The 25,042-nt window shown below is 64.0% G+C and carries 24 protein-coding genes; 12 read left to right on the top strand and 12 right to left on the bottom strand.

Annotation, left to right across the window (positions count from 1 at the left end):
- Position 1 precedes the first annotated feature (1 nt).
- Together A9971_RS12030 and A9971_RS12025 are read left to right on the top strand one after the other, a co-directional pair.
- On the top strand, positions 2 to 1,408 hold the full coding sequence (locus A9971_RS12030) for a sigma-54 dependent transcriptional regulator (protein ID WP_047283498.1): 1,407 nt from the start codon (positions 2 to 4) through the stop codon (positions 1,406 to 1,408).
- A 37-nt stretch (positions 1,409 to 1,445) separates the two neighbouring features.
- The gene (locus tag A9971_RS12025) at positions 1,446 to 1,901 is read left to right on the top strand and encodes a YiiD C-terminal domain-containing protein (RefSeq protein WP_011058677.1); all 456 of its coding nucleotides are present in this window, start codon (positions 1,446 to 1,448) and stop codon (positions 1,899 to 1,901) included.
- Positions 1,902 to 2,042: 141 nt separating this feature from the next.
- On the opposite strand, the gene cysQ is transcribed toward A9971_RS12025, so the two are convergent.
- A complete protein-coding gene (gene cysQ, locus A9971_RS12020; RefSeq protein WP_011058676.1) occupies positions 2,043 to 2,870 on the bottom strand; it encodes a 3'(2'),5'-bisphosphate nucleotidase CysQ in 828 nt (275 codons plus the stop codon).
- A gap of 11 nt (positions 2,871 to 2,881) precedes the next feature.
- Positions 2,882 to 3,448 carry an ADP compounds hydrolase NudE gene (gene nudE / locus A9971_RS12015; protein ID WP_011058675.1) on the bottom strand — a complete coding sequence of 189 codons (567 nt, stop codon included), beginning with the start codon at positions 3,446 to 3,448 and terminating at the stop codon, positions 2,882 to 2,884.
- 224 nt (positions 3,449 to 3,672) lie between these two features.
- Between nudE and yrfG the strand changes: the two genes are divergently transcribed.
- On the top strand, positions 3,673 to 4,335 hold the full coding sequence (yrfG, locus tag A9971_RS12010) for a GMP/IMP nucleotidase (RefSeq protein WP_015633779.1): 663 nt from the start codon (positions 3,673 to 3,675) through the stop codon (positions 4,333 to 4,335).
- A gap of 68 nt (positions 4,336 to 4,403) precedes the next feature.
- Here the strand turns inward: yrfG and lysM are convergent, their stop codons facing one another.
- Positions 4,404 to 4,844, bottom strand: a complete 441-nt coding sequence (gene lysM, locus A9971_RS12005; protein ID WP_011058673.1) for a peptidoglycan-binding protein LysM — start codon at positions 4,842 to 4,844, stop codon at positions 4,404 to 4,406.
- A 136-nt stretch (positions 4,845 to 4,980) separates the two neighbouring features.
- On the opposite strand from lysM, the gene A9971_RS12000 reads away from it, so the two are divergent.
- From A9971_RS12000 to A9971_RS11990, 3 genes are all read left to right on the top strand, one after another.
- A complete protein-coding gene (locus tag A9971_RS12000) occupies positions 4,981 to 5,868 on the top strand; it encodes a LysR family transcriptional regulator (protein ID WP_011058672.1) in 888 nt (295 codons plus the stop codon).
- A 281-nt stretch (positions 5,869 to 6,149) separates the two neighbouring features.
- Positions 6,150 to 8,498, top strand: a complete 2,349-nt coding sequence (locus A9971_RS11995; protein ID WP_072452134.1) for an FdhF/YdeP family oxidoreductase — start codon at positions 6,150 to 6,152, stop codon at positions 8,496 to 8,498.
- 291 nt (positions 8,499 to 8,789) lie between these two features.
- A complete protein-coding gene (locus A9971_RS11990) occupies positions 8,790 to 9,263 on the top strand; it encodes a YMGG-like glycine zipper-containing protein (RefSeq protein ID WP_011058670.1) in 474 nt (157 codons plus the stop codon).
- A gap of 174 nt (positions 9,264 to 9,437) precedes the next feature.
- Here the strand turns inward: A9971_RS11990 and A9971_RS11985 are convergent, their stop codons facing one another.
- The 5 genes from A9971_RS11985 to A9971_RS11965 all read right to left on the bottom strand — a co-directional run bounded on the left by A9971_RS11985 (position 9,438) and on the right by A9971_RS11965 (position 15,729).
- Positions 9,438 to 9,872: a thioesterase family protein gene (locus tag A9971_RS11985; RefSeq protein WP_183000641.1), complete on the bottom strand. Its 435-nt coding sequence runs from the start codon at positions 9,870 to 9,872 to the stop codon at positions 9,438 to 9,440.
- A 67-nt stretch (positions 9,873 to 9,939) separates the two neighbouring features.
- Entirely contained in the window at positions 9,940 to 11,166 is a 1,227-nt protein-coding gene (locus tag A9971_RS11980; protein WP_123431236.1) for a 3-hydroxyacyl-CoA dehydrogenase, read from the bottom strand.
- Between the two features lie 104 nt (positions 11,167 to 11,270).
- The gene (locus A9971_RS11975) at positions 11,271 to 13,205 is read right to left on the bottom strand and encodes an ATP-dependent DNA helicase RecQ (protein WP_183000640.1); all 1,935 of its coding nucleotides are present in this window, start codon (positions 13,203 to 13,205) and stop codon (positions 11,271 to 11,273) included.
- A gap of 168 nt (positions 13,206 to 13,373) precedes the next feature.
- Entirely contained in the window at positions 13,374 to 14,504 is a 1,131-nt protein-coding gene (locus A9971_RS11970) for a polysaccharide deacetylase family protein (protein WP_123431238.1), read from the bottom strand.
- A gap of 67 nt (positions 14,505 to 14,571) precedes the next feature.
- The gene (locus A9971_RS11965; protein ID WP_183000639.1) at positions 14,572 to 15,729 is read right to left on the bottom strand and encodes a tetratricopeptide repeat protein; all 1,158 of its coding nucleotides are present in this window, start codon (positions 15,727 to 15,729) and stop codon (positions 14,572 to 14,574) included.
- 233 nt (positions 15,730 to 15,962) lie between these two features.
- On the opposite strand from A9971_RS11965, the gene A9971_RS11960 reads away from it, so the two are divergent.
- Together A9971_RS11960 and A9971_RS11955 are read left to right on the top strand one after the other, a co-directional pair.
- Positions 15,963 to 16,316, top strand: coding sequence for a DUF1493 family protein (locus A9971_RS11960; protein ID WP_183000638.1), 354 nt, complete (start codon positions 15,963 to 15,965; stop codon positions 16,314 to 16,316).
- Between the two features lie 40 nt (positions 16,317 to 16,356).
- A complete protein-coding gene (locus A9971_RS11955) occupies positions 16,357 to 17,211 on the top strand; it encodes a DMT family transporter (RefSeq protein WP_181000791.1) in 855 nt (284 codons plus the stop codon).
- A gap of 115 nt (positions 17,212 to 17,326) precedes the next feature.
- Here A9971_RS11955 and A9971_RS11950 read toward each other — a convergent pair whose 3' ends face one another.
- Both A9971_RS11950 and hslO read right to left on the bottom strand, forming a co-directional pair.
- Complete coding sequence (locus tag A9971_RS11950; protein ID WP_011058662.1) at positions 17,327 to 18,871, bottom strand: phosphoenolpyruvate carboxykinase; 1,545 nt, start codon at positions 18,869 to 18,871, stop codon at positions 17,327 to 17,329.
- A 179-nt stretch (positions 18,872 to 19,050) separates the two neighbouring features.
- Positions 19,051 to 19,953: an Hsp33 family molecular chaperone HslO gene (gene hslO, locus A9971_RS11945; protein ID WP_011058661.1), complete on the bottom strand. Its 903-nt coding sequence runs from the start codon at positions 19,951 to 19,953 to the stop codon at positions 19,051 to 19,053.
- A 98-nt stretch (positions 19,954 to 20,051) separates the two neighbouring features.
- Between hslO and A9971_RS11940 the strand changes: the two genes are divergently transcribed.
- Complete coding sequence (locus A9971_RS11940; RefSeq protein ID WP_183000637.1) at positions 20,052 to 20,846, top strand: phosphatase PAP2 family protein; 795 nt, start codon at positions 20,052 to 20,054, stop codon at positions 20,844 to 20,846.
- 38 nt (positions 20,847 to 20,884) lie between these two features.
- Here the strand turns inward: A9971_RS11940 and A9971_RS11935 are convergent, their stop codons facing one another.
- Positions 20,885 to 21,289: an RNA-binding S4 domain-containing protein gene (locus tag A9971_RS11935; protein ID WP_011058659.1), complete on the bottom strand. Its 405-nt coding sequence runs from the start codon at positions 21,287 to 21,289 to the stop codon at positions 20,885 to 20,887.
- A 115-nt stretch (positions 21,290 to 21,404) separates the two neighbouring features.
- Between A9971_RS11935 and A9971_RS11930 the strand changes: the two genes are divergently transcribed.
- Genes A9971_RS11930 through rimK form a run of 3 tightly spaced genes read left to right on the top strand, consistent with a single transcriptional unit; the run spans position 21,405 to position 23,585 of the window.
- Positions 21,405 to 22,184 (top strand): EAL domain-containing protein, encoded by a 780-nt coding sequence (locus A9971_RS11930; RefSeq protein WP_015633769.1) that lies wholly within the window; start codon positions 21,405 to 21,407, stop codon positions 22,182 to 22,184.
- Between the two features lie 16 nt (positions 22,185 to 22,200).
- Positions 22,201 to 22,683, top strand: a complete 483-nt coding sequence (locus tag A9971_RS11925; protein ID WP_015633768.1) for an ATP-dependent zinc protease — start codon at positions 22,201 to 22,203, stop codon at positions 22,681 to 22,683.
- Positions 22,680 to 23,585: a 30S ribosomal protein S6--L-glutamate ligase gene (rimK, locus tag A9971_RS11920; protein ID WP_007931744.1), complete on the top strand. Its 906-nt coding sequence runs from the start codon at positions 22,680 to 22,682 to the stop codon at positions 23,583 to 23,585. The genes A9971_RS11925 and rimK overlap by 4 nt, the downstream gene beginning before the upstream one ends.
- A 75-nt stretch (positions 23,586 to 23,660) precedes the next feature.
- On the opposite strand, the gene A9971_RS11915 is transcribed toward rimK, so the two are convergent.
- Positions 23,661 to 24,974 (bottom strand): ATP-binding protein, encoded by a 1,314-nt coding sequence (locus A9971_RS11915; protein ID WP_011058657.1) that lies wholly within the window; start codon positions 24,972 to 24,974, stop codon positions 23,661 to 23,663.
- Positions 24,975 to 25,042 lie beyond the last annotated feature (68 nt).

The following is a 25,042-nucleotide window of genomic DNA, read 5'->3' as shown; positions in this document are numbered from 1 at the left end:
GATGAGCCATCCCGAGAGCCTCGATCCTCAGTTGCAAGTGGTGCTGATCGACGACGATCCCCACCTGCGCCAGGCCCTGAGCCAGACCCTGGACCTGGCGGGGCTCAAGGTGCTGTCCCTGGCCGAAGCCCAGGGCCTGGCGCCGCGCCTGGAGCGGGATTGGCCGGGGGTGGTGGTCAGCGACATCCGCATGCCCGGCATGGACGGCCTGGAGCTGCTCAACCAGCTGCATGCCCAGGACCCGGAACTGCCGGTGCTGCTGATCACCGGCCACGGCGACGTGCCCCTGGCCGTGCAGGCCATGCGTGCCGGCGCCTATGACTTTCTGGAAAAGCCCTTCGCCAGCGATGCCCTGCTGGACAGTGTGCGCCGCGCCCTGGACTGGCGGCGCCTGGTGCTGGACAACCGCAGCCTGCGCCTGGCCCTCAGCGACCGTCAGGAACTCAGTGCACGGCTGGTAGGCCAGTCGCCGCCGATGCTGCGCCTGCGCCAGCAGATCGGCGCCCTGGCGGCGACCCGGGCCGATGTGCTGATCCTCGGCGAGACCGGCGCCGGCAAGGAAGTGGTGGCCCGTGCCCTGCACGATCTCTCCGGACGGCGCAACGGGCCGTTCGTGGCGATCAACGCCGGTGCCCTGGCGGAGTCGGTGGTGGAAAGCGAGCTGTTCGGCCACGAGCCGGGGGCCTTCACCGGCGCGCAGAAACGCCGCATCGGCAAGTTCGAATTTGCCAACGGCGGCACCCTGTTCCTCGATGAGATCGAAAGCATGAGCCTGGATGTCCAGGTCAAGCTGCTGCGCCTGCTGCAGGAGCGGGTGGTGGAACGCCTGGGGGGCAATCAATTGATCCCGCTGGATATCCGCATCATCGCCGCCACCAAGGAAGACCTGCGCCAGGCCGCGGACCAGGGACGCTTTCGCGCCGACCTCTACTACCGCCTGAACGTCGCGCCGCTGCGCATTCCGCCGCTACGCGAGCGTGGCGAAGACGTGCTGATGCTGTTCCAGCACTTCGCCGACGAAGCCAGCACCCGCCACGGCCTGCCCCCCCAGGAACTGCAACCCGGACACCGTGCCTTGCTGCTGCGCCACAGCTGGCCGGGCAACGTGCGCGAGCTGCAGAACGCCGCCGAACGCTTCGCCCTGGGCCTGGAACTGGCCCTGGACAACAACGAGCCGGGTACTCCCGCGGCTGCGGCCCCGAGCCTGATCGAAGGAGGCTTGAGCGAGCAGGTGGAGCACTTCGAAAAGACCCTGATCGCCGCTGAAATGGCCCAGCCCCACAGCTCCATGCGCAGCCTCGCCGAAGCCCTGGGGATTCCACGCAAGACCCTGCACGACAAGCTGCGCAAGCACGGTTTGAACTTCGCCGACGGCGGCGCCAACCAGCCCGGCGACGAATCAGAATGAAGCGTTCCGCTATTCCCTTTACCCCTGAGGCCCCGGCATGAATCGCGACAGTCGATACCTGGAATCCATCCTCCACCACGACATCCCCCTGACACGGGACATGGGTCTGCAGGTGCTCGACTGGCAGGGGCAAGAGTTGCGCCTGCACTTGCCCCTGGAGGCCAACGTCAACCACAAGAGCACCATGTTCGGCGGCAGCCTGTACTGCGGTGCGGTGCTCGCCGGCTGGGGCTGGCTGCACCTGCGGCTCAAGGAACAGGGCATCGATGACGGGCATATCGTCATCCAGGAAGGCCAGATCAGTTACCCGCTGCCGGTGACCGGCGACGCCGTGGCGATCTGCGCCGCACCGGATGACAAGGTCTGGAACAAATTCCTCGCCATGTATCAGCGCTACGGCCGTGCCCGGCTGACCTTGCACACCCGGGTCGTCAATGCCGGCAGCGCAGAAGACGCCGTGCGTTTTACCGGCCAGTACGTCCTGCACCGCTAACCCGTTTGCGACCCGGCTCAAATCTGTAGGAGCTGGCTTGCCAGCGAAGAGGCCGGAAATGCTTGCACAGGGCCCAAGGGCCCCGTCGCCGGCAAGCCGGCTCCTGCACCAGGGTGGCAGCGGCAAGTCGCCGCGAGGTGATCAGGAGCGGGCCAGTTCCAGCAACTTGGCGCGCCAGGGCGCCTTGGCCGGCAGGGCCAGGAAGAAGCCGTTGAGCAACGACTCCCGAGGTGGATAGCAGAACGGCGCACCGCTGAGATCCAGCACCTCGCCGCCCGCGCCTTCGAGCACGCCCTGGGCCGCCGCGGTGTCCCACTGCGAGGTGGGCGCCAGGCGCGGATAGCAGTCCGCCGCGCCTTCGGCCAGCAGGCAGAACTTCAGCGAACTGCCGATATTGGCCAGTTGCAATTCACCCAAGGCGGCGCTCAAACCACTGAGCAGACGTTCCTGCTCCGGGCTCGAATGCCGGCGGCTGGCCACCACGGTAAACGCCTCGCCGGCCCCCGGTTGCTCACGCACCTGGATCGCCTGCGGTGCCTGCCCGCGATCCACGCGCCAGGCCCCAAGGCCGGCACCGCCCAGGTAGCAGCGGCCACTGGTGGGCATCGACACCACGCCGAACACCACCCGCCCCTGCTCGATCAGGGCGATATTGACGGTGAATTCTTCACTACCGGAAATGAATTCCTTGGTGCCGTCCAGCGGGTCCACCAGCCACCAGCGCTGCCAGCTGGCGCGGGTGGCCTGGGGAATGTCCGCATCCTCTTCGGACAGCACCGGGATGCTCGGGTCCAGGGCCGTGAGGCCGGCCACGATCAGGTGATGGGCGGCCAGGTCGGCGGCGGTCACCGGCGACTCGTCGGCCTTGTGATTGACCGCCACATCGGCGCGCCAGAACGGCAGGATCGCTTCACCGGCACGCAGGGCCAGCTCGGCAACCGGCGCCAGCAAGGGGTGGGGAAAATTCATTGACGTCTCGCTCATGCTTGAAAGACCCCGCGCTGGCTCAGCAGGTCGCGGGTCAGGTACAGCGCAGCCAGGGCCCGGCCTTCGCTGAACTGAGGGTTCTGCGCCAGGCTCGCCAGTTCGCGCAGGTTGACCTTGTCGACCCGCATCGGCTCCGGCTCGTCGCCTTCCAGGCGCTCTTCATACAGATCGGTGGCCAGCACTACCTGGATCTTCTGGCTCATGTAGCCCGGGGACAGCGACAGCTCGGTCAGGTGCTCCAGTTGCCGCGCGCCAAACCCGGCCTCTTCCTTGAGCTCGCGCTCGGCCGCTGCCAGCACATCCTCCCCCGGCTCGATCAGGCCCTTGGGCAACGACAGCTCGTAGGCGTCGGTGCCTCCGCAGTATTCCTCCACCAACACTGCATGCTCGGCGTCGAGCATTGCCACGATCATCACCGCGCCATAGCCGGCGCCCTTGCCCACCAGGCGCTCATAGGTACGTTCGACGCCATTGGAAAACCGCAACTGCACCTCTTCGACACAGAACAGACGACTGGTGGCGACGATCTCGCGGGCGAGTACGGTGGGTTTCTGGCGCATAGCGGGCTCCTTGGCGATAGCGGGTTACTATACAGCCTGTTTTAAAGTGACTGGGTTGCAGATTGCCGGTGCACAGCACCACGGCGGAACCTATTGTTTACTGCGTGTGACCGCCCTCTTCGAGGCGGCTCCTTTCTATCCGTTCTAGTGACCGGGCCTCCATGCCCCACTGGCCTTGTCGACCCCGCCGGTCGGCTGTTTTCTTACCACTGGAGAAGTGTTCGATGGCCCTACTGCCCTGGCACCAGATCGATACCGTCCTGCTGGACATGGACGGCACCTTGCTGGACCTGCACTACGACAACCATTTCTGGATGGAACACCTGCCCCAGCGCTACGCCGAGCTGCACGGGGTCAGCCGGGCCATGGCCGAGCTGGAGCTGCAGCCCCTGTTCGAACGCAACGCCGGCCAGTTGCAGTGGTATTGCCTGGACTTCTGGAGCGCCGAACTGCAACTGCCGGTGCGCGAGTTGAAGCTGGAAACCGCGCACCTGATCGCCCTGCGTCCGGACGCAGACACCTTTCTTGCAGCCATCAAGCAAGCCGGAAAGCGGGTGATCCTGATCACCAACGCCCATCGCGACTCCCTGTCATTGAAGCTGGAACGGATCGAACTGGCGCCATACTTCGAACGCCTGATCAGTTCCCACGACTACGGTTTCCCCAAGGAAAGCCCCCAGTTCTGGGACGCCTTGCAGGCCGATATCCGGTTCGACCCGGCCCGCAGCCTGTTCATCGACGACACCCTGCCCATCCTGCGCAGTGCGCGGGACTTTGGTGTGGCGCAGTTGCTGGCGGTGAGCCAGCCGGACAGCCGCAGAGGGCCGAAAGACACCGCGGAGTTCGCGGCGGTGGGGGATTACCGGGCGTTGATCGAAGGCTTGTGAAGCCCTTCGCGGGCAAGCTCGCTCCTACAGAACCCCGTGGGAGCGGGCTTGCCCGCGAAGAGAACCGATCATTCGGGAATACGCAGCACCTGGCCCGGGTAGATCTTGTCCGGGTGGGACAGCAGCGGCTTGTTGGCCTCGAAGATCTTGTTGTACTTGTTGGCATCGCCGTACTGCACCTTGGCGATGGCGCTCAGGGTGTCGCCTTTCTTCACGGTGACGAATACCGCAGAAACCACCGCCGGACCGGTCACGGTGATCTGGTCCTCGACACTGCCGACGCCGGAAATGTTGCCCAGGGCCAGCAGGATCTTCTCCTTCTCTTCCTGGCTCGCCACTTCACCGCTGACAATCACCTTGTCACCTTCCACCGTGGCATGAACATTGGGATTGCCCAGGCCAACCTTTTCGATGTGCTCCTTGAGTTGCTCACTGGCATTGGCGTTACCCGGGGTCAACAGGTCGATCAGTTTCTCACCGGCTTCCTTCACAAAGCTGAAAATGCTCATGTCGCACACTCCTTGGTTGATAGATCCAGACGCGAAAGACTAGACCAGCCTGGCCGGATGAGGTTCCCGGGCGACCAGTGACCCAAGGTCACAGGCCCGCGGTAGAATCCCGGCCTTTTGCCGCTCCGGAGCGAAGATGGACCTCAAGCAGCTGAAATTCCTCATCGCCCTCGACGAAACCCGGCATTTCGGCCAAGCCGCCGCGCGCTGCCACATCACCCAGCCGACCCTCTCCATGCGCCTGCGCAGCCTGGAAGAAGAGCTCGACTTGCCGCTGGTCAAGCGCGGCCAGCGTTTCGAAGGCTTCACCGCACCCGGCGAGCGGGTGCTGGCGTGGGCCCGCACCGTGCTCACCGCCCATGACGGGCTATTGGCCGAGGCCGCCGCCTGCCGCGGCAACCTGGTGGGCACCCTGCGCGTAGGGGTAGTGCCGCTGTCGAGTTTCAATCCCCAGCCATTGCTGCAGCGCCTGCATGCCGAGCACCCGAACCTGCGCTTCGAACTCTCGTCCCTGAGCTCGGAACAGATCCTCGAACAGTTGGCCAGCAATCGCCTGGACCTCGGGGTTTCCTACCTGGAGCGCCTGGACAGCGAGAATTTCGACTCCCTGCCCCTGGAACCGACCCACATGGGCCTGCTCTACGACCACCGGCACTTCAGCTTCGGCGAGCAGCCCCTGAGCTGGGAGGCGCTGATCGAACTGCCCCTGGGCCTGCTCACCAGCGGCATGCACTTTCGCCAGTCCATCGACCACAACTTCCACATCCGCGGCCTGCAACCGCAGCCGGTGCTGCAGACCGACGCCGTCCATCAGCTGGTGCAGATGGTCCATGGCGGCCTGTGCTGCGCCGTAATGCCTCTGGACAGCGGCCTGGAAACCCTCACCGAGCACCTGCGCCTGCAACCCATCGCCGATGCCCAGACCCTGGCCCGCCTGGGCCTGATCATGCGCCGCAGCGCGCCGCGCTCGGCCCTGGCGCAAGCCTGCTTCGCCCTCTACCAGCAATCCTTCGGCGATTCTTGATCGACGCCATCTATCAATAGATCAGTACTAGCAATTAGACGCGACAGATTGCCGCGCTTAGTCTTGGGAGCCGTTACGCCGCTGGTCACCCCGGCGCGGCGCCAGCCCCGGCGAAACGGGCACCCGCACTCGCTGCCAGCCAGCCCCACAGCATCCCTCGAACGCTAGTACGCGAAGGCATTTGCCCGGCCATACGCTGGCCGCGCGAGCAGCGTCTCAACCTTGTCCACCTGCCGCCGAGCGTGCGCTGCGGGTCAGCAGCCTGCGATGGAGAGTCGCCCGTGAGTACACATAACCAAGCCGATCAGAAACCCGTAGCCCGCTACAAGCCCTACAAGGGACCCGCCGGTGGCTGGGGTGCCCTGATCAGCGTGGCCCAGGCCTGGCTGACCAGCGACAACGCGCTGAAGAACATCCGCATGATGCTCAAGACCAACCAGAACGGCGGCTTCGACTGCCCGGGCTGCGCCTGGGGCGACTCGCCGGAAAGCGGCATGGTCAAGTTCTGCGAGAACGGCGCCAAGGCGGTCAACTGGGAAGCCACCAAGCGCCGGGTGGACGCGGCGTTCTTCGCCAAGCACAGCGTCACTTCGCTGCTGGAGCAGAGCGACTACTGGCTGGAGTACCAGGGCCGGCTGACCGAGCCGATGAGCTACAACGCCGAGACCGACCGCTACCAGCCCATCAGTTGGGAAAATGCCTTCAGCCTGATCGCCAGGCACCTGCACAACCTGCCCAGCCCGGACATGGCCGAGTTCTACACCTCGGGCCGGGCCAGCAACGAAGCGGCCTACCTGTACCAGCTGTTCGTGCGCGCCTATGGCACCAACAACTTCCCCGACTGCTCGAACATGTGCCACGAGGCCAGCGGCGTGGCCCTGGCGCAGAGCGTCGGGGTCGGCAAAGGCACGGTGACCTTCGACGACTTCGAACACGCGGACGCCATCTTCGTCTGGGGCCAGAACCCCGGCACCAACCACCCACGCATGCTCGAACCGCTGCGTGAAGCAGTGAAGCGCGGCGCCCAGGTGGTGTGCATCAACCCGCTCAAGGAGCGCGGCCTGGAACGCTTCCAGCACCCGCAAAGCCCGATCGAGATGCTCACCAACGGCAACCGCCCGACCAATACCGCCTACTTCCGCCCGGCCCTGGGCGGCGACATGGCGCTGCTGCGGGGCATGGCCAAGTTCCTCCTGCAGTGGGAGCGCGATGCGCAGAAAGCCGGCGCGGCGTCGGTGTTCGACCACGACTTCCTCAACGCCCACACCGCCAACGTGCTCGACTACCTGGGCACCATCGACGACACCCCGTGGGAGCAGATCGTCGAGCAGTCCGGCCTGGCCCTGGTGGAGATCGAGCAAGCGGCGCGCATGTATGCCAAGGGCAAGAACGTCATCATGTGCTGGGCCATGGGCATCACCCAGCACCGCCACTCGGTGCCGACCATCCAGGAAATCGCCAACCTGATGCTGCTGCGCGGCAACATCGGCAAGCCCGGCGCCGGGCTGTGCCCGGTGCGTGGCCACAGCAACGTGCAGGGCGACCGCACCATGGGCATCAACGAACGCCCGCCAGTGGCCTTCCTCGACTCCCTGGAGCGGCGCTTCCAGTTCAAGGTCCCCCGGGACAACGGCCACAACGTGGTCGAGGCGATCCACGCCATGCTCGAAGGCCGCTCCAAGGTATTCATCGGCCTGGGGGGCAACTTCGCCCAGGCTACCCCGGACAGCCCGCGCACCTTCCAGGCCCTGAGCAACTGCGACCTCACCGTGCAGATCAGCACCAAGCTCAACCGCAGCCACCTGGCCCACGGCAAGGACGCACTGATCCTGCCGTGCCTGGGACGTACCGATATCGACCAGCAGGCGGGCGGCCCGCAAGCGGTGACCGTGGAAGACTCCTTCAGCATGGTCCACGCCTCCAACGGCCAGTTGCAGCCGCTGTCGTCGCAGATGCGCTCCGAGCCGTGGATCCTCGCCGGTATCGCCGCTGCAACCCTGGGCAGCCGGCCGGTGGACTGGAACTGGCTGGCGGCCGACTACGGACGCATCCGCGACCTGATCGCCGACACCATTCCCGGCTTCAAGGACTTCAACGAACGGCTCAAGCATCCTGGCGGTTTCTACCTGGGCAACAGTGCCGGCGCCCGCCAGTGGAACACCCCGTCGGGGCGCGCCAACTTCCGCGCCAACTCGTTGCCCAAGGACCTGATCCACGAGCGCACCCGGGCCACCGGCCAACTGCCGGACCTGATCCTGCAATCGATGCGTTCCCACGACCAGTACAACACCACCATCTATGGGCTGGACGACCGCTACCGCGGGGTCAAGGGCCAGCGCGACGTGTTGTTCGCCAACGAGGCGGACATCATCCGCCTGGGCTTCAAGCCGGGGCAAAAGGCCGATATCGTCTCGCTCTGGGACGACGGCCGCGAGCGCCGGGTCAAGGGCTTCACCCTGCTGGCCTTCGACATTCCGGCCGGCCAGGCCGCGGCCTACTACCCGGAAGTGAACCCCCTGGTACCGCTGGAAAGCACCGGCGACGGTAGCCACACCCCGACTTCCAAGTTCATCGCCATTCGCCTGGAAGCGGCCAGCGACAGCGGCCTGATCATGGCTCGCTCGGCCTGATTCCTGGCTTGAGGGCCTCTTCGCTGGCAAGCCAGCTTCTACGGTTAGCGCGTGAATCGTAGGAGCCGGCGACAGCCGCTGCGCAGCCTTGAACCGCAGGCACAAAAAAGGCCGCTTTTGTATCAAAGCGGCCGTTCCGAGGTAGCTAAAGACCCGCAAAAATCGCTTAAGTTCCGCATTAAAAACAATAAGTTACGAGATTGTGTACAATTCGTGCTATTCGTCGGATTTCGTTTGTAAGCCCCTCGATACAGCCTCAGGATCGCGCCGTCATCCCTTTGAGGCTCCTCTATGAAGTTCTCCTCGATTCTCTTGTTGTCCCTTGGCCTGGTCAGCGGCGTCGCCTCTGCCGGAGGCACCACTGAAGCAGGTGTGGGCGGCGCATTGGGCGGGGTTCTAGGCTCGGTGGTCGGTCAGCAGATCGGCGGCAATACCGGTTCCGCCATCGGTGCGGCCCTGGGCGGCGCCGGCGGTAGCGCAGTGGGCGCGGACAAACGCAGCCGTGGCCAGGCAGCCATTGGCGGCGCCCTGGGCGCAGCCGGCGGCAACGTGGTGGGCCGCAGCATGGGCGGCAACACCGGCAGCCTGATCGGCGCAGCGGCAGGCGGTGGCGCCGGCGGCGCGCTGGGCAACTACATGGGCAATGAAAGTGCCCGGGAAGATCGCGACTACCGCGGCCGCGACGATCGCCGCTACTACCGCGACGGCCACCGTGGCCGTGGCCATGCCTACGGGCATCGCAAGCACCGCCACTACCGCGACTGATCCCCTGTAGCCGCTGGCGCAGGCTGCGAACGAGGCCGCAGGACTCGCCAGAGCAGGCGCTGCGGTGTGTCAGGCGGCTCATGGAGACAGGTTAGCGTCTCCTGCGGAGCCGATCGCAGCCTACGGCAGCGGCTACAGATTCCAGATTCCAGATTCCAGATCGATTATCGACGTTCACGCCACCAGCAGCTGTTCCAGCGCCGCCCGCAATGCGGGCGGAATCGGCACCGGCTGGTTCGATGCCCGATCCACGAACACATGGACAAAACGCCCCGCCGCACAGGCATCCGCCTCTCCCGCCTTGAACACCGCCAGTTCGTACTGCACTGAACTGTTGCCCAGCTTGCCGACCCGCAAACCGATCTCGATGCGTTCGGGAAAGGCGATGGACGCAAAGTAATCGCAAGCCGAGCTGACCACGAATCCCACCACCTCGCCTTCATGGATATCCAGCCCGCCCCGTTCGATCAGGTAGGTGTTCACCGCCGTGTCGAAGAAGCTGTAGTAGGTGACATTGTTCACGTGGCCGTAGACATCGTTGTCATGCCAGCGGGTGATGATCGGCTGGAAATGGCGATAGTCGCCGCGTTGCGGCATAGGCTCGGACATCAGGGCTCTCTCCCATCGATTGAAGGCCGGGCGATCGGTTGATCGCCCGGCATTTCACCCCAGGCAGCTAAGCCTGGGCAAACCCTTTTCCGGCCGCGGCCAGTTCCTCGATCAACTGCGCCGGGCGCCAATGCGCCCCGTGTTCGGCTTGCAGGTGCTGCAAACGCTGGCGGACCTGCTCCAGCCCCTGGGCATCAGCCCAGCTCATCGGCCCACCCTGCTCCTTGGGAAAACCGTAGCCATTGAGATAGACCCGGTCGATGTCGGCGGCCGACTGGGCGATGCCCTCTTGGAGAATCTTCGCACCTTCGTTGACCAGCGCCAGCAGGCAGCGCTCGAGGATCTCCTCGGGGCCGATGTCCCGGCGCCGGTAACCCAGCTCCTCGCTGACCTGCAGCACCAGCGCATCCACCTGCAGGTCATGCTCGGCCTGGCGGCTGCCGGGTTCGTAGTGGTAGTAGCCGTCGCCACTCTTCTGGCCGAAACGACCCGACTCGCACAACCGGTTGTCGATCTGCACCTCGGGCGCATCCTGGCCCACACCGTCCAGTTGCCGGGCGCGCCAGCCCAGGTCGATGCCCACCACGTCATACATGCGGAACGGGCCCATGGCGAAACCGAACCCCTGCAAGGCGCCATCCACCTGATAGGGAAACGCCCCTTCCAGCAGCATCTTGCGCGCCTCGAGCACATAGGTGTTGAGCATGCGATTGCCGATGAAGCCGAAGCAGTTGCCCGCCACGACACTGACCTTGCCCATGCGCTGCCCCAGGGCCAGGGCAGCGTCGAGCACCGCAGGCGCGGTCTTGGCCGCGCGCACCACCTCCAGCAGTTTCATGATGTGGGCCGGGCTGAAGAAGTGCAGGCCCAGTACCTGTGGCGCCCGCTGGGTGACTGCGGCAATCGCGTCGATATCCAGGGCCGAGGTGTTGCTGGCAAGGATCGCCTCGGGCTTGAGAGTCGCGTCCAGCTGGCGAAAGATCTGCTGCTTGAGTTCGAGGTTTTCGTAGACCGCCTCGATCACCAGGTCCACGTCGGCGAGCTGTGGATAATCCGCCGCCGGCTTGATCCGCGCCACCCGCGCATCGGCCTCGGCCTGATCGATGCGCCCCTGGCGCACGTTGTGGGCATAGGTGTCCGCCACCGCCGCCAGGGCCTGCTGGAGCATCTGCGGGTTGTTGTCCAGCCACAGTACCGGCAGGCCGGCATTGGCCAGGCACATGACAATGCCACGGCCCATGGTGCCGGCACCGATCACGGCGGCGCGCTGAATATCGAAAGCTGTCTGGCTCATGCTGGCTCTCTTGTGGGCGATCCAAAGACAGCCCCCACCATAGTCAGGCCCTCATCATTTTTGAAATTTATTCCTGTGATAAGCAGCATTCAGCAGATGGATTTTCAGCCTGGCAAATGGGCCTCGCACCACGCCCGCACCGCGGCATAAGGGTAATCTTCCAGTGCCGCGAAACCGGGGATGCTCCGAGCCTTGAGCCGGGTGAACAACGGCACGCTGATACCACAGAGAAAACGGGTCAGGCGTTCCGCCCCGGGTACATCGCCGGTGTGCTGCTGGTGCCTGTGGATAAAGTGGCCACACAGCCCGTCGAAACTCTTATCCACAAGCGCGGGCAGAACCGGCGGCTCCGGCAGCCGCGCCACCTGGCCATGGCACACCGAACAATGCCCGCAACGCTGGGGTGCCTGCCGGTCGCCGAAATACTCCGCCAGGCGGTAACCCAAGCACTGCTCGGTGGCGAACAGGTCGAGCATGGCGTGGATCCGCGCAATTTCACTGCCCTCGTGGCGGGTGAAATAACCGTGCAGGTCGGCACTCAGTGCCGCCAGGTCAAAGTCCGTCTGCAACAGGCTGTAGACCTCGGTCATCTGCTTGCTTTCCAGCTCTACCCAGCCTTTTTCCTGGAAGTAGTCCAAGGCCTTGACCACCCGGTTGCGCGGCGCCTGGTACTGCTCGTAGAGCGCGTCGAAATTCACCGTAGCCCAGGTCCTGGCGCGGCTTGAAGTGTTGATCACGGCCTCGACGAAGTCCCTCCGCTCGCCTTCGAAACGCGCCAGCAGGGCCTCGGTTTCCAGCAGCAGTTTGAAGCGGTATTCCGCGAAATAGGCATAGCGCGGCGCGATCAGGCCCCGCAGTTCCAGCTGCACCAGCAAGGTCTTGAGTGGCAGTTGGCGAATGTTGCTCTGGTCCGCCAGGGGGCCGAGCAGGAACTCCCATTGCCCGTCCGCCGCCGATGCCTGCAACTCCTCCAGCACACAACGGATGCCACTCAATTCCGGGGTGTCGCCGTAGACGAAGTTTTCCAGCACGTTGAGGCTGTCGCGGTTGGCCAGCACCAGGCAATCCGAAGGCTGGCCGTCGCGCCCGGCACGACCGATTTCCTGGCTGTAGTTCTCGATGGACTTGGGCAGATCGAAGTGCACCACGTTGCGGATGTCGCTCTTGTCGATGCCCATGCCGAAGGCGATGGTGGCGACGATGCAGTGGCTGCGGCCCTCCATGAAACGACGCTGGATCGACTCGCGCTGCTCGTGGGGCAGGCCGGCGTGGTAGGCCTCGGCGGCGATGCCTTGCTGGCTCAGGTGCTCGGCGATCTGCTCGGCGGTTTTCTGCAGGGTCACGTAGACAATGCTCGGCTGCCCGGCCCGGTCGCTCATCCACTGCACCAGCCGCCGACGCTTGTCGGCGCCCCGAACCGGCTCCACCAGCAGGTTGAGGTTGGGCCGGTAGAAACCGGTGGTTACTACGTCCTGCTGGGCGATGGCGAACTTGGCCTGCATGTCGGCGATCACTTTGGGGGTCGCCGTGGCCGTCAATAGCAGGGCCTGGGGGATGTTGAACTGGCGCTGGTAGTCCGGCAGTTTCAGGTAGTCGGGGCGGAAATTGTGGCCCCATTCGGAGATGCAGTGCGCCTCGTCCACCACCAGCAGGGAGATGGGCACCTGCTGCAGAAAATTGCGAAAGCGTTCGTTCTTCAGCCGCTCCACCGAGATCATCAGGATCTTCAGCTCCCCGGAACGAGCCCGGGCCATGACCTCATTGGCTTCATCCCGGCCCTGGGCCGAGTCGATGCTGGCAGCGGCAATGCCGTGGCGCTGGAGGAAGGCCAACTGGTCCTGCATCAGCGCCAGCAGCGGCGAAACCACCAGGGTCAGGTGCGGCAGCAGCAGGGCCGGCAACTGGTAGCACAGGGACTTGCCCGAACCGGTGGGAAAGATCGCTGCCGCCGAGCGCCCGGAGAGCACCGCGCTGACCGCGGCCTCCTGGCCCGGACGAAACTGTGGATAACCGAAGACCTGTTCCAGGGTGCTGTGCATAAGGGTCACTCCTTGGACCGCTGACCTGTCTTGAAGACTAGCGGGACAGGTCGGCAGGGCCAGAAAAGGTCGAAGGAAAAGCGCTACCGGATGATACCGGGCACAAGAAGCTTCATCGGCAAGCCAGCCCCAGCGCAGTAGCCGGCTTGCCGCTAAAGGAGGCCACCGCTAGCGCAAGGTCCGGCAATCCAGCCACTGCACGCCGTTGTGCTGATTGGCCTTGAGCAAGGCCGGAACCGCCTGGGCGGCCTTGGCATGGGTGTCATGGAACAGAATGATGCCCCGGCGCCAGAGCAGCATCAGTGTCTGCACCCGCTGCGCGGCCGCCTCGGCGCCGACCTTCTTGCTCCAGTCCTGGGAGTCGATGTTCCACAGCATCACCTGCACCCCCTGGGCCTTGAAGAACCCGGCGCTGTCACTGCGACGCTGCCCGTATGGCGGCCGGAACAGCGGCAGGTACTCATTGGTCAACGTGCGGTTGGCCAAGTTGGCGCTGCGAATCACCGAGCTTTGCCATTCGTTCCAGGAGGAGTGGGACTTGTGCTCCCAGCCGTGTACGCCCACACACTGACCGTCGTACAACTCGCGCATTTTCCCTGCCGAAGACTGGCTCAGGCGCGCCTGAAACGAGTCCCCCAGGACAAAGAAAAGGCTATGCAGATCGTAGGCCCGCAGCACCTCGATCAACTGATCCGTAGGCCCGTCTCTCAGGCTCGGCCCATCGTCGAAGGTCAGCAGAAACTGCCGGTCTGCCAGTTCGTCGCCCAGGCGCTCTGCCGGGTCCATGCGCTGGATCTCACTGCTGACGGCGGGAAACAAGGCGGCCAGGCGCAGCTGTTCATTGAGGTACTGCTGATGAAACTGCCCACTGGCCTCACCCCAGGCGCCGTAGGCCGCCTTGCTGGCGCCGGTGAAACTGGCCGCCAGTTGCCGCAGCTCCCCAAGGCTGCGTACCTGCAGACAGAAAGGCTGGCCATCACAGCCCTGGCTGGCCTGCCGGTAGTTGCCCAGCAATTGGTCCCAAAAACGCTGGCGCAGTTGATCCACCGACTTGCGGTCAAGCTGCCGCACTCCAAGCCGCTGCTTGAGGGCCTTGTCATCCAAGGCCTCGGTGGCCAGCAGGGCTTTGCTGAACATCAGAATCTCGGCCCGGGAGGCGGTATCGAAATCTGCGGCGCTGGTCAGCGGATTCGGCCAGCCACTGCGGTCGATGGTGGCGAACACCAGCGGCCCGGCCGCCTGGGCCACCCCTGTGGTCAGACACAGCGCCAGCAACCAGGGGAAAACACGAATTCGCATACCAACCTCCATAAATGCACAACGCGCCACTGCCGGCGCGTTGTGGAGATAACTTCTGCCTGTGTGATCAGCGGTTCTGCAACCGCTCTATCGCCTTGTCGTACACCGGGTTGGCCTTCTGCTCCCGGGCCTTGCGGTAGTGCTCCAGCGCCGTCACCAATTGCCCGGCATCTTCGTAGATGCGCCCCATGTCGTAGTAGGCGCTGGCGCGTATGGTGGGCGCCGATGGGCCATTGGCCAGGGCGATTGCCTGGCGATCGGCGGCCACGGCCTCGTCGGGGCGGCTGTTCTTGCGGTTGGACAGCGCCAGGTTGCTGTAGGCCTGGGCAAAGCCTGGGTCCAGCTCGATGGCTTCGCGATAGTAGATACCCGCACTGCCGAAGTCGCCCTTGCGGTAGGAAGCCTCGCCTTTCTGGTTGAGGCTCTTGGCATCCACCGGCCCCTCGTCCCTGGCCAGCACTGCATCGATGGGCTTGCCATTGGCCAGTAGCAGCGGGTCGAGGTCGCTCATCCGCGACTCCACTTCCTCGTTGCCTTGCAGCACCCGATCGATGTCCTGCAGTTGGCCATTGGCCGTCAGGCGAAACACTACCCAGAGGTTGCCCTGGCGGTTCTGTGGCACCCGGTAGCTGCGCATCAGCGTCGGGCCCTTATAGACAAAGACCTGCGCCTGGCTGCGGCCCAGGCGCAAGGATTCGGGATTATTACCGTTGGTAAAGTCGTGCACGGCATACACGTAGGCATCGCCCGGCGCAGGCTGTTCGATGGTGAGGGTCTCCGGCCCGCGGCTGTCGGTGCTATCCACATTCATCCGCGCCCCCGGCCCGGTGCCGGTGGCGTAATACAGCAACCGGTGGGGATAGCTCAAATGCGCATCCAGGTCTTCCCCCGGTGCACTCCAGCTCAGCACCACGCGCAGGCTTTGCGGATCCTTGAGCACCGGGCTCATGGCGTAGCTCAGCCCCCGGCACGGGCACTTGGCCCGCAGGTCGGCATAACCGAGCTTGCGGATCAGCAGTTCACTGCCCGGCGAATCGGCGGCCTCCAGCGTCACTCGCCCCTGGGCATCGGTTCGCCCGGAAGTCTGCCCCAACTGCACTTCAGCATCGGCCAGCACCGCGTCCTTGACCACCGCATCCAGCACCTGGAGCGATAACGACTGAGCATGCACCGGACTCATCAGCATCCCTAGCCACAACAACGCCGCCAGGCGGAAAAAAGCCATAACAAAATCCCTGTAGATAACGATGGCCGGACCTCTGTCCCGCCCCACCCATCAGCGGCGAACCATACACAGTTTTGCCCGCCAATGCTCGGCCTGGCGCCGTAAATACAGCGCAAAATGACAGTCTTGCCTACCCGGAGCAACGCCCCCCGTCCCGACCTCCAAGCACTTGCAAGCCAAACCCCAACTCGCCTTACACTGCAGCCCCTGGAAACCGCAAGTGAACCCCGACCATGCAACTGGCCCCCGGCTTTCCCGACGACGTCATCATGCGCCAGCTCATGCAACTGCTGCATGAGGAAATAGGCCTGCCCGAGCGCAAGACTCTTCGCCTGAACACCGCGATCAATCTCGACCTGGGTTGCGACGGCACCGACGCCCGTCATTTACTCAACGCTCTGGAAGAACAGTTTGATATCGATTTTGTCGATTTCGACAGCTATCGCTACTTCCAGCCCGAAGGCTACGATGTGTCCCTCAAGCGTCGCGCCAAGGGTCGGGGAGACAAGCTCCCGCTGACCATCGGCATGCTGTACCGGGCGCTCAAGGAGCAACGCTGGGACACTCAGGAGCTGGAAGGCCTCTAAGGTTCACGGCAGTACATAAGGAAATGCCGTGGACGTACTGATGGGCTTGCTCGCCGCCCTGCTCTGGGGCGGCACCGATTTTCTCGTGGGGCTCAACGTGCGCGCCGTGGGCGTGAAACGTGCGGTGTTCTTCAGCCAGAGCCTAGGGTTCACCCTGATGAGCCTGCTGCTGGTGATCTTTCCCGCCTTCCTGCTCAAGGCCATGGCCGCGCCCCTGGAGGTCTGGCTGATGGGCGTGGTCGCCGCGGCCTTCACCGTCTCCGGCGCCCTGGCCCTGGGCAAGGCCTTCGCCCTGGGCAAAGCCTCCATCGTCGCCCCATTGGTGACCTCCTACGGTGTGGTCACCACCTTGCTGTCCTGGGCCAGTGGCGAGCAGATCAGCCTGCTGCAGCTCATGTGCATCCTGTTGTGCGTGATCGGCGTGATCCTCTCCAGCCTGCACTCGGACTCCAAGCTGCCCCACAGCACCGCCGCCGGCCGCTCGATCTTCTTCGCCCTGCTCTCGGCCTTCCTCTATGGCACCAGCTTCTGGCTGCAGGGCCGCTACACCCTGCCGCAACTGGGGCCGATCAGCATGCTCTGGCTGGGTTACGCGGTGGGCAGCGGCGTAATGCTGCTGATGGTGCTGAAAGTCGCGGACGGGCTGAAGATTCCGCCACTGAAGAACTGCGGCCTGCTGGCCTCCACCAGCCTGATGAACCTGGGCGCCTTCTTCGCCTTTTCCTGGGGCGCCATGAGCGGCTCGGTGTCGGTGGTGACGGTGATCAGCACCCTGTCCGGCGGCATCGCTGCGGTGCTGGGCTATGTGTTCTTCAAGGAGCGGCTGACGGCGGTGCAGGTGACGGGGGTGGTGCTGGTGTTGCTGGGGGCGCTGGTGTTGCACTTGAAGACGTGAGGGTGTCTGGCTGGCCCAGGGGATGCCGCGCATCCCATCGCAGCCTGCGCCAGCGGCTACAGCTGCGCACAAAAAAGCCGCCCCGAAGGGCGGCTTTTTCATTGCAGGTCGAGGCTTACAGCTTTGGACCGGCTGCCTTGATCGCGTCGCTCACGTCGAACTTCTTGAAGTTCTCGATGAACAGGCCGGCCAGGGCCTTGGCGGCTTCGTCGTAGGCGGCTTTGTCAGCCCAGGTGTTGCGTGGGTTGAGCAGGCCGGTCTCGACGCCCGGTACGGCTTTTGGCACGTCCAGGTTGACGATGTCCAGGTGCTCGGTCTCGGCACCGATCAGCGCGCCGCTCTGGATCGCTGCAATCACGCCACGGGTGGTGGGGATGTTGAAGCGTTTGCCCACGCCGTAGCCACCGCCGGTCCAGCCGGTGTTGACCAGGTAGACCTTGGAGCCGAAGCCGCGGATGCGCTTGATCAGCAGCTCGGCGTATTCGCCCGCCGGACGCGGGAAGAACGGTGCGCCGAAGCAGGTGGAGAAGGTCGACTTGATGCCCGAGCCCGACCCCATTTCAGTCGAGCCCACCAGAGCGGTGTAGCCGGACAGGAAGTGGTAGGCGGCTTGTTCTTCGCTGAGGATCGACACCGGCGGCAGTACGCCGGTCAGGTCGCAGGTCAAGAAGATCACGGCGTTAGGCTCGCCACCGAGGTTCTTCGGTGCGCGTTTTTCGATCAGCTCGCGCGGGTAGGCGGCGCGGCTGTTCTGGGTCAGGCTGTCGTCGGCGTAGTCGGCTTTCTTGGTGACCGGGTCGATCACCACGTTTTCCAGAACGGCACCGTGCTGGATGGCTTTCCAGATCACCGGCTCGTTCTTTTCCGACAGGTCGATGCACTTGGCATAGCAACCGCCTTCGATGTTGAACACCACGCCCACGCCCCAACCGTGTTCGTCGTCACCGATCAGGTAACGGCTTTCGTCAGCGGACAGGGTGGTCTTGCCGGTGCCCGACAGACCGAAGAACAGGGTCACGTCGCCTTCTTCGCCCATGTTGGCGGCGCAGTGCATCGGCAGTACGTCGGCAGCCGGCAGCAGGAAGTTCTGCACGGAGAACAGGGCTTTCTTCATTTCACCGGCGTAGCGCATGCCGGCGATCAGCACTTTCTTGGCCGCGAAGTTGAGGATCACGGTGCCATCGGAGTTGGTGCCGTCGCGCTCTGGCTCGCAGACGAAGTTCGGCGCGTTGAGGATCTGCCACTCATCCTTGCCACCGGCGTTGTACTGCTCGGGGTTGATGAACAGGCAGCGGCCGAACAGGTTGTGCCAGGCGGTCTCGGTGGTCATTTTCACCGGCAGGTAGTGCGCCGGATCGGAACCTACATGCACGTGGGAAACAAAACGCTCGCGCTCGCCCAGGTAGGCTTCAACGCGGTCCCACAGGGCGTCGAACTTGGCCGCCGGGAACTTGCGGTTGATCGGGCCCCAGGCGATAGCGTCCTGGGTGCTGGGCTCTTCTACGATGAAACGATCCACTGGCGAACGGCCGGTACGATGACCGGTGCGAACCACCAGAGCGCCGGTATCGGCAAGCTCGCCCTCACCGCGGTTCAGGGCTTCTTTGACCAGATCATCCACACTCAGATCGGTGTACACGGCGTTATTGGCTTGCGTCATGAGGTTCCCCGTCGGCCATTGGCCGAGTGCTCCAAACGTTTTGTAGTAGAAACTCGCGCACTACTACCGCGAAAAAAGTGCGCCGGATTATGCCAGAAAAGCCCCAAAATAGTAGGGCCCTCCCGTCAGCACGGCGTAATTCCGGCGTTTGCCAGGTGATTTACCTGCGCTGAATCGTTTTAGTGACGAGTATCTGACGGCGTGTCCACGCCCGCCCCCGCGAACAATTGCGCGATATCAGCGGCATCGAACAGGTAGCGTTCGTTGCAGAACTGGCAATCGATCTCGATGCTGCCTCCATGTTCGACCACCAGTTGCTGGGCATCTTCCAGACCCAGGCTGACCAGCGCATTGCCCGAGCGTTCCCGCGAGCAACTGCAGCGAAAACGCAGCGGCTGCACGTCGAACAGGCGCACGGCTTCTTCGTGGTACAGGCGGTGGAGCACGGTTTCGTTGTCCAGGCTCAGCAGCTCATCGGCGGTCAGGGTGCTGGCCAGGGCGGTGAGGTGCTGCCAGCTGGCGTCACGCTCTTCCTGATCACGCAGGCGGTCGGCGGGCAGTTGTTGCAGGAGCAGGCCACGGGCGCTGCGGCCGTCGGCATAGAGCCAGAAACGGGTGCCGGTCTGTTGCGACATGACGAAGTAGTTGGTGAAGCATTCCGCGAGGTTGGTGCCGTCCAGGTCGACGATGCCCTGGTAGCGCTGGCCATTGGTCGGGTCCACGGTCAGGGCCAGGACGCCGTTGGGCATCAGGTCGGCGAGGGTGGCATCAGGGGCGATCTGCTCCGCGTCGTAACGGGCCAGGCCACGGATCTCGCGCTCGCTGGAGCACTCGATCATCAGCAGCGGCACCGGGCCTTCGGAGCGGGCCTGGAGAATCAGCAAGCCATCGAATTTCAGGGTGCCGACCAGCAACGATGCCGCCGCCATCAGTTCGCCAAGCAGCTGTGCAACCGGCTCGGGATAGGGGTGTTTGGCGAGGACTTCCGCGTAACTGCGCTCCAGCGCCACCAGCTCGCCGCGGGTGTCGCTCTCATCGAAGATGAAGCGTTGAGTGAAGTCGGTATCCGGCAAATCAGTCATAGGTCTGGGTATCTGAATGATGACAAAAAGGTGACAAGCACCGAAAATTGCGGCTTTGCACCATGAGGGTGCAGTTTTGCGGTGATTGGAGATATTTTATGAACAATCCGGGTTTGTTCCAAGCAAGGTGGAACCTCGGCAAGCTGGTTCTGTGCAATTTACTCCCTTTGGCCCTGCTGGGTTTCTGGTTGTGGCCCACCGGGCAGGCGCTCTGCACGGTCTTCGACGAATGGCTGTTCCACCACCTCAACGCCCCTCTGGCAAGCAACTCGACCTGGCTGCATATCTGGGCCGTGGCCAGCCTGCGGCCGTTCGATATCGTAGTGGGGCTGATCATGCTCGGCCTGCTGATTCGCGGTGACTGGGTGTTCAAGGCGGTGGACGTGCGCCGTGCCTTCTTCGGCTTTCTATCGATCCTGATTCTGATGGTGGTGATTCGCGCGCTGTTTTCCAAGCTGGTGGCCGTCATGAACTGGCAGCACAACAGCCCGTCCATGGTGCTGGAAGGCGCCGTGCACATGAGCGACTACTTCCCGGGCTGGGAAAAGACCTGGGAACTCAAGGACCGCTCCAGCCAGAGCTTCCCGGGCGACCACGCTTCGGTGCTGCTGATCTGGGGCCTGTTCATGGGGATCTTCAGCCGCAGCATCGGCCAGTTCCTGATCGTCTGGGGCCTGACCCTGCTGTTCATGATGCCGCGCCTGGTGGCAGGCGCCCACTGGGGCCAGGACGACTACATCGGCGGTGTGCTGCTGGCGGTGCTGGCCCTGGGCTGGGGCTACTACACCCCGTACGCGGCGCGGATGTCGAACTTCCTGCTGCGCCTGACCCACCCGCTGTTCAACCTGTTGAGCCGGATGCCCGTGCTCTCGCGCATGAGCGTGGTGCGCTAAGCAGCCCCGTAGGAGCCGGCTTACCGGCTCCTACGGTTTCATTCGTGGTTGCTGCCGTGGAACTTGAACAGGTCCCGGCGCTGTTTCTTGCTCGGTTTACCGTCGGTGCTCACTCCTAGGGCACCAGCCTTGCGCTGGGCCGCAGCGGCTTCGCGCTTGGCGATGCTGGCCTCGGTTTCCGCGTACAGAGCCTGCGCTTCAGGAGCGCCACGGCGGACGATGGACAGGGCCTGGACCACCACGGTGCGTTCGTCGAAGCCGGCGCGAATCTGGTATTCATCGCCTACCCGCGGCTCCTTGCCCGGTTTGCAGCGCTCGCCCCGGTGATGCACCTTGCCGCTTTCAATCGCTGTCTTGGCCAGGGCACGAGTCTTGTAGAAGCGCGCTGCCCACAGCCATTTATCCAGACGAACCTTGTCCTCTTCTTCCTGCTTGTGCGCCACTGGAATTCCCCTCGCTGAAAAATGTCGCAACTTTACCGCCTGCAAGCGGGCTCTCATAAACCCTGCCGCTCACCTAAAATAACCCAGGTTGCGCCCTGATACGCGAGGAGTCCCCGTGACTGACTTCCCCACTTCCCTGACCTCGCCCGGCAACCGTTGCGAAGGTTGCCAGCAAAGCCAGCCACTGGGCTTCGATTTTTCCTTCGCCTACCAGCCCATAGTCGATCTGCGGGACCGCTCGGTCTTCGCCCATGAAGCCCTGGTGCGCGGGGTCAATGGCGAAGGGGCGGGAACGGTGCTGGGCCAGGTCAATGACAGCAATCGCTACCGTTTCGACCAGCGCTGCCGGACCCAGGCAATCACCCTCGCCGCCCAGTTGGGGATGCAAAGCCACCTGTCGATCAACTTCATGCCCAACGCCGTGTACCGGCCGGAACTGTGCATCCGCAGCACCCTGGAGGCGGCCCGGGCCCAGCGTTTTCCCCTGGACCGGCTGATTTTCGAAACCCTGGAAAGCCAGCACGTAGATAACTATCGCCATTTGACCAATATTCTGCGTGAATACCGCGAATTCGGCTTCAAGACCGCCATCGACGACTTCGGCTCGGGGTACTCGGGGCTGAACCTGCTGGCGGATTTCCAACCCGACCTGATCAAGCTCGACATGGCGCTGGTGCGCGATGTGGACCAGGATCGCGTACGCCAGGCGATCATCCGCGCGATTGTCACAATGTGTGCGGAGTTGGGGGTTACAGTCATCGCCGAAGGGATTGAAAGCGCCGGTGAACGGGACTTTCTCAGCGACTGTGGAATTTATCTGATGCAGGGCTACTGGTTCGCCAAGCCTGCATTCAAAGCCCTGGCCGAGGTTCCGGCCGCGGCCTGGAACAGCTAATTGCGGATTTTCCTTATTGAAGACTTTTGACCATTTGACCGTTGTCGGTCTGCGCGAGTGGGTGGCGCTCCCGGATCTGGGCGTGGCCGGCCTGCGCGCCAAGATCGACACCGGGGCCAGCACCTCCAGCCTGCATGCCACCGAGATCGAGCCCTTCGAGCGCGAAGGTGAGCAGTGGGTGCGCTTCAATGCCCACCTGGGCAGTGTGGTGCAGTTGCGTCACCGGCGCTGCGAAGCACCGCTGGTGGCGATGAAAACCATTAAAAGCTCCAACGGCCAGGCCCAGGTGCGCTACGTGATCAGCACCACCCTGGCCCTGGGCGATCGGGTGTGGCGGGTGGAGTTCACCCTCGCCTGCCGCAAGGCCATGCGCTATCGCCTGCTGCTGGGTTCCAAGGCTCTGATCGACGGCCAACTGGTGGTCAATCCGGGCATCAAGTACGTACAAGACAAACCGGTGTTCCCGGTATCCACTACCTCTGCCACAGGTGTTGCATGAAGATCGCTGTGCTGTCGCGTAACCCGCGTCTGTATTCCACTCGTCGTCTGGTCGAGGCCGGCACCGAGCGTGGCCATGAAATGGTAGTGGTCGATACCCTGCGCGCCTACATGAACATCGCCAGTCACAAGCCGCAGATCCACTACCGCGGCAAGCCCCTGGAAGGCTTCGATGCGGTGATCCCGCGGATCGGTGCCTCGGTGACCTTCTATGGCTGCGCGGTGCTGCGCCAGTTCGAAATGATGGGGGTGTTCCCCCTCAACGAATCGGTGGCCATCGCCCGCTCCCGGGACAAGCTGCGCTCGCTGCAGTTGCTGTCGCGGCGTGGCATCGGCCTGCCGGTGACCGGCTTCGCCCATTCCCCGGACGACATTCCCGACCTGATCGAGATGGTCAACGGCGCGCCGTTGGTGATCAAGGTGCTGGAAGGCACCCAGGGCATCGGCGTGGTGCTGTGTGAAACCGCCACGGCGGCGGAATCGGTGATCGAGGCCTTCATGGGCCTGAAGCAGAACATCATGGTCCAGGAGTACATCAAGGAGGCCGGCGGCGCCGACATTCGCTGCTTCGTGGTGGGGGACAAGGTGATCGCGGCGATGAAACGCCAGGCCAAGCCGGGGGAGTTCCGCTCCAACCTGCATCGCGGCGGCAGCGCCAGCCTGATCAAGATCACTCCCGAAGAACGCATGACCGCGCTGCGGGCGGCCAAGGTCATGGGCCTGAGCGTGGCAGGGGTGGATATCCTGCGTTCCAATCACGGGCCGCTGGTGATGGAAGTCAATTCCTCGCCGGGCCTGGAAGGCATCGAGACCACCACCGGCAAGAACGTGGCGGGAATCATCATCGAGCACATCGAGAAGAACGGCGGGCCGAACATGACCCGGACCAAGGGCAAGGGCTAGGGATCGCGTGGCCGGCCTTGCGCTGGCAAGCCAGCTCCTACGGGCTATGTGCTGCCTGCAGGAGCGAAGCCCCGATCAATCCGCATCACGGGGCAGCAGCAAGCCCAGCGGCAGGCGTACCCGCGCTTCCAGGCCACCATCGGGGCGGTTGCGCAGTTCGACATTGCCACCGTGCATGGCGGCAATCCGCTTGACGATGGCCAGCCCCAGCCCGGTGCCCTTGCCGCCGCGGGCACGGTCGCCACGGGTGAAGGGGTTGAAGATCGCTTCCAGTTCCGAAGGATCGATCCCCGCGCCACGGTCCATCACGCTGAGCACCACATAGGGCGCATTGGTGTCACCGGACACATAGGCCGCCACTTCCACTTCCGTACCCGCATGATTCAGGGCGTTACCGATCAGGTTGTTGAGCAGGCGCTTCATCGACACCCGGCGCAACGGGAACGGCTGGATCGGCTCCAGGCGCAGGTGCACCCGTTCTTCGTTCTGGTTGTAGGGCGCCGCCACTTCCTGCACCAGATCGCCCAGGTCCACCTCTTCCACCGATTCGTCGCGCCCATCGCGAATGAAGGCCAGGAACTGGTCGAGAATGGCGTCCATGTCCTCGATATCCCGCACCATGTCGTCGGTCAGGTCAGTGTGATCGCCCATCAATTCCAGGGACAGGCGCAGCCGGGTCAGCGGCGTGCGCAGGTCGTGGGACACCCCGGCCAGCATCAACTCCCGCTCTCGCCCTGCCTGTTCCACGTCCTCGGCCATCTGGTTGAACGCGCGGTAGACCTCGGTCATTTCGCTGGGCGTATCGCTGATGGGCAGGCGCACGCTGCGCCCCTGGCCCAGTTGCCGGGCGGCATACACCAGGCGCTTGAGGGGCTGGTTGAGCTGGCTGACGAAAATCCAGGCCGAGGCGGTGGACAAGAGGCCAATGGCCAGGAACCAGCCCAACACGCTCCAGATCTTCTGCCCCCGCAGCGGGTGGGGGTACAGCGGCACCTTGAGCCAGCCGTCCCCCAGGCTCGGCGCCCGCACCCAGAGCGCCGGCGGCGCATGCATGCGCAGGCGCACTTCGGTGTCGGCGCCCAGTTCGGCCTGCATCTGCCGCTGGTAGATCTCGCTGTAGGGCCAATGCTGCTCGCCGGCCGGTACGCCGCTGCCCACCACCTTGATCAGGCCGGCAGCCTCGGCGATCTGGTCACGGTTGGATTCATCGGCAGCCCAGTAGGCGCGCAGGGTCAGGGCCACGCCGTGGCTGTACTGCCGGTCCACCAGCACGTCCTCGTTCATCAACAGATAAACCAGGGTCAATGCCTTGGAAAACAGCACCACGATCAGCACCAGCCACAGGGTGCGGGAGAAGAAACTCTGGGGGAACCACAGCGGGGTTTTCATAACAGCCACTACACACTTTGCAGGAGCGACTCGCGCTCGCACCGTTGCGGAATGCGAACGCCCGGGTC

Source organism: Pseudomonas sp. UME65, assembly GCF_014170225.1.
Lineage (GTDB): Bacteria > Pseudomonadota > Gammaproteobacteria > Pseudomonadales > Pseudomonadaceae > Aquipseudomonas > Aquipseudomonas protegens.
This window is presented reverse-complemented; position numbering and strand designations above follow the sequence as displayed.

Excerpts from the sequence above, each read along its gene's own strand:
- nudE (WP_011058675.1), bottom strand. The coding sequence starts at position 3,448 with ATGCGCCAGAAACCCACCGTACTCGCCCGCGAGATCGTCGCCACCAGT.
- A9971_RS11970 (WP_123431238.1), bottom strand. The coding sequence starts at position 14,504 with ATGCGAATTCGTGTTTTCCCCTGGTTGCTGGCGCTGTGTCTGACCACA.
- A9971_RS11990 (WP_011058670.1), top strand. The coding sequence starts at position 8,790 with ATGAAGTTCTCCTCGATTCTCTTGTTGTCCCTTGGCCTGGTCAGCGGC.
- A9971_RS11950 (WP_011058662.1), bottom strand. The coding sequence starts at position 18,871 with ATGACGCAAGCCAATAACGCCGTGTACACCGATCTGAGTGTGGATGAT.
- A9971_RS11955 (WP_181000791.1), top strand. The coding sequence starts at position 16,357 with ATGGGCTTGCTCGCCGCCCTGCTCTGGGGCGGCACCGATTTTCTCGTG.
- A9971_RS11940 (WP_183000637.1), top strand. The coding sequence starts at position 20,052 with ATGAACAATCCGGGTTTGTTCCAAGCAAGGTGGAACCTCGGCAAGCTG.
- A9971_RS12000 (WP_011058672.1), top strand. The coding sequence starts at position 4,981 with ATGGACCTCAAGCAGCTGAAATTCCTCATCGCCCTCGACGAAACCCGG.
- yrfG (WP_015633779.1), top strand. The coding sequence starts at position 3,673 with ATGGCCCTACTGCCCTGGCACCAGATCGATACCGTCCTGCTGGACATG.
- A9971_RS12025 (WP_011058677.1), top strand. The coding sequence starts at position 1,446 with ATGAATCGCGACAGTCGATACCTGGAATCCATCCTCCACCACGACATC.
- A9971_RS11915 (WP_011058657.1), bottom strand. The coding sequence starts at position 24,974 with ATGAAAACCCCGCTGTGGTTCCCCCAGAGTTTCTTCTCCCGCACCCTG.
- A9971_RS11985 (WP_183000641.1), bottom strand. The coding sequence starts at position 9,872 with ATGTCCGAGCCTATGCCGCAACGCGGCGACTATCGCCATTTCCAGCCG.
- A9971_RS11975 (WP_183000640.1), bottom strand. The coding sequence starts at position 13,205 with ATGCACAGCACCCTGGAACAGGTCTTCGGTTATCCACAGTTTCGTCCG.
- rimK (WP_007931744.1), top strand. The coding sequence starts at position 22,680 with ATGAAGATCGCTGTGCTGTCGCGTAACCCGCGTCTGTATTCCACTCGT.
- A9971_RS11965 (WP_183000639.1), bottom strand. The coding sequence starts at position 15,729 with ATGGCTTTTTTCCGCCTGGCGGCGTTGTTGTGGCTAGGGATGCTGATG.
- A9971_RS11980 (WP_123431236.1), bottom strand. The coding sequence starts at position 11,166 with ATGAGCCAGACAGCTTTCGATATTCAGCGCGCCGCCGTGATCGGTGCC.
- A9971_RS11960 (WP_183000638.1), top strand. The coding sequence starts at position 15,963 with ATGCAACTGGCCCCCGGCTTTCCCGACGACGTCATCATGCGCCAGCTC.
- lysM (WP_011058673.1), bottom strand. The coding sequence starts at position 4,844 with ATGAGCATTTTCAGCTTTGTGAAGGAAGCCGGTGAGAAACTGATCGAC.
- A9971_RS12030 (WP_047283498.1), top strand. The coding sequence starts at position 2 with ATGAGCCATCCCGAGAGCCTCGATCCTCAGTTGCAAGTGGTGCTGATC.
- cysQ (WP_011058676.1), bottom strand. The coding sequence starts at position 2,870 with ATGAATTTTCCCCACCCCTTGCTGGCGCCGGTTGCCGAGCTGGCCCTG.
- hslO (WP_011058661.1), bottom strand. The coding sequence starts at position 19,953 with ATGACTGATTTGCCGGATACCGACTTCACTCAACGCTTCATCTTCGAT.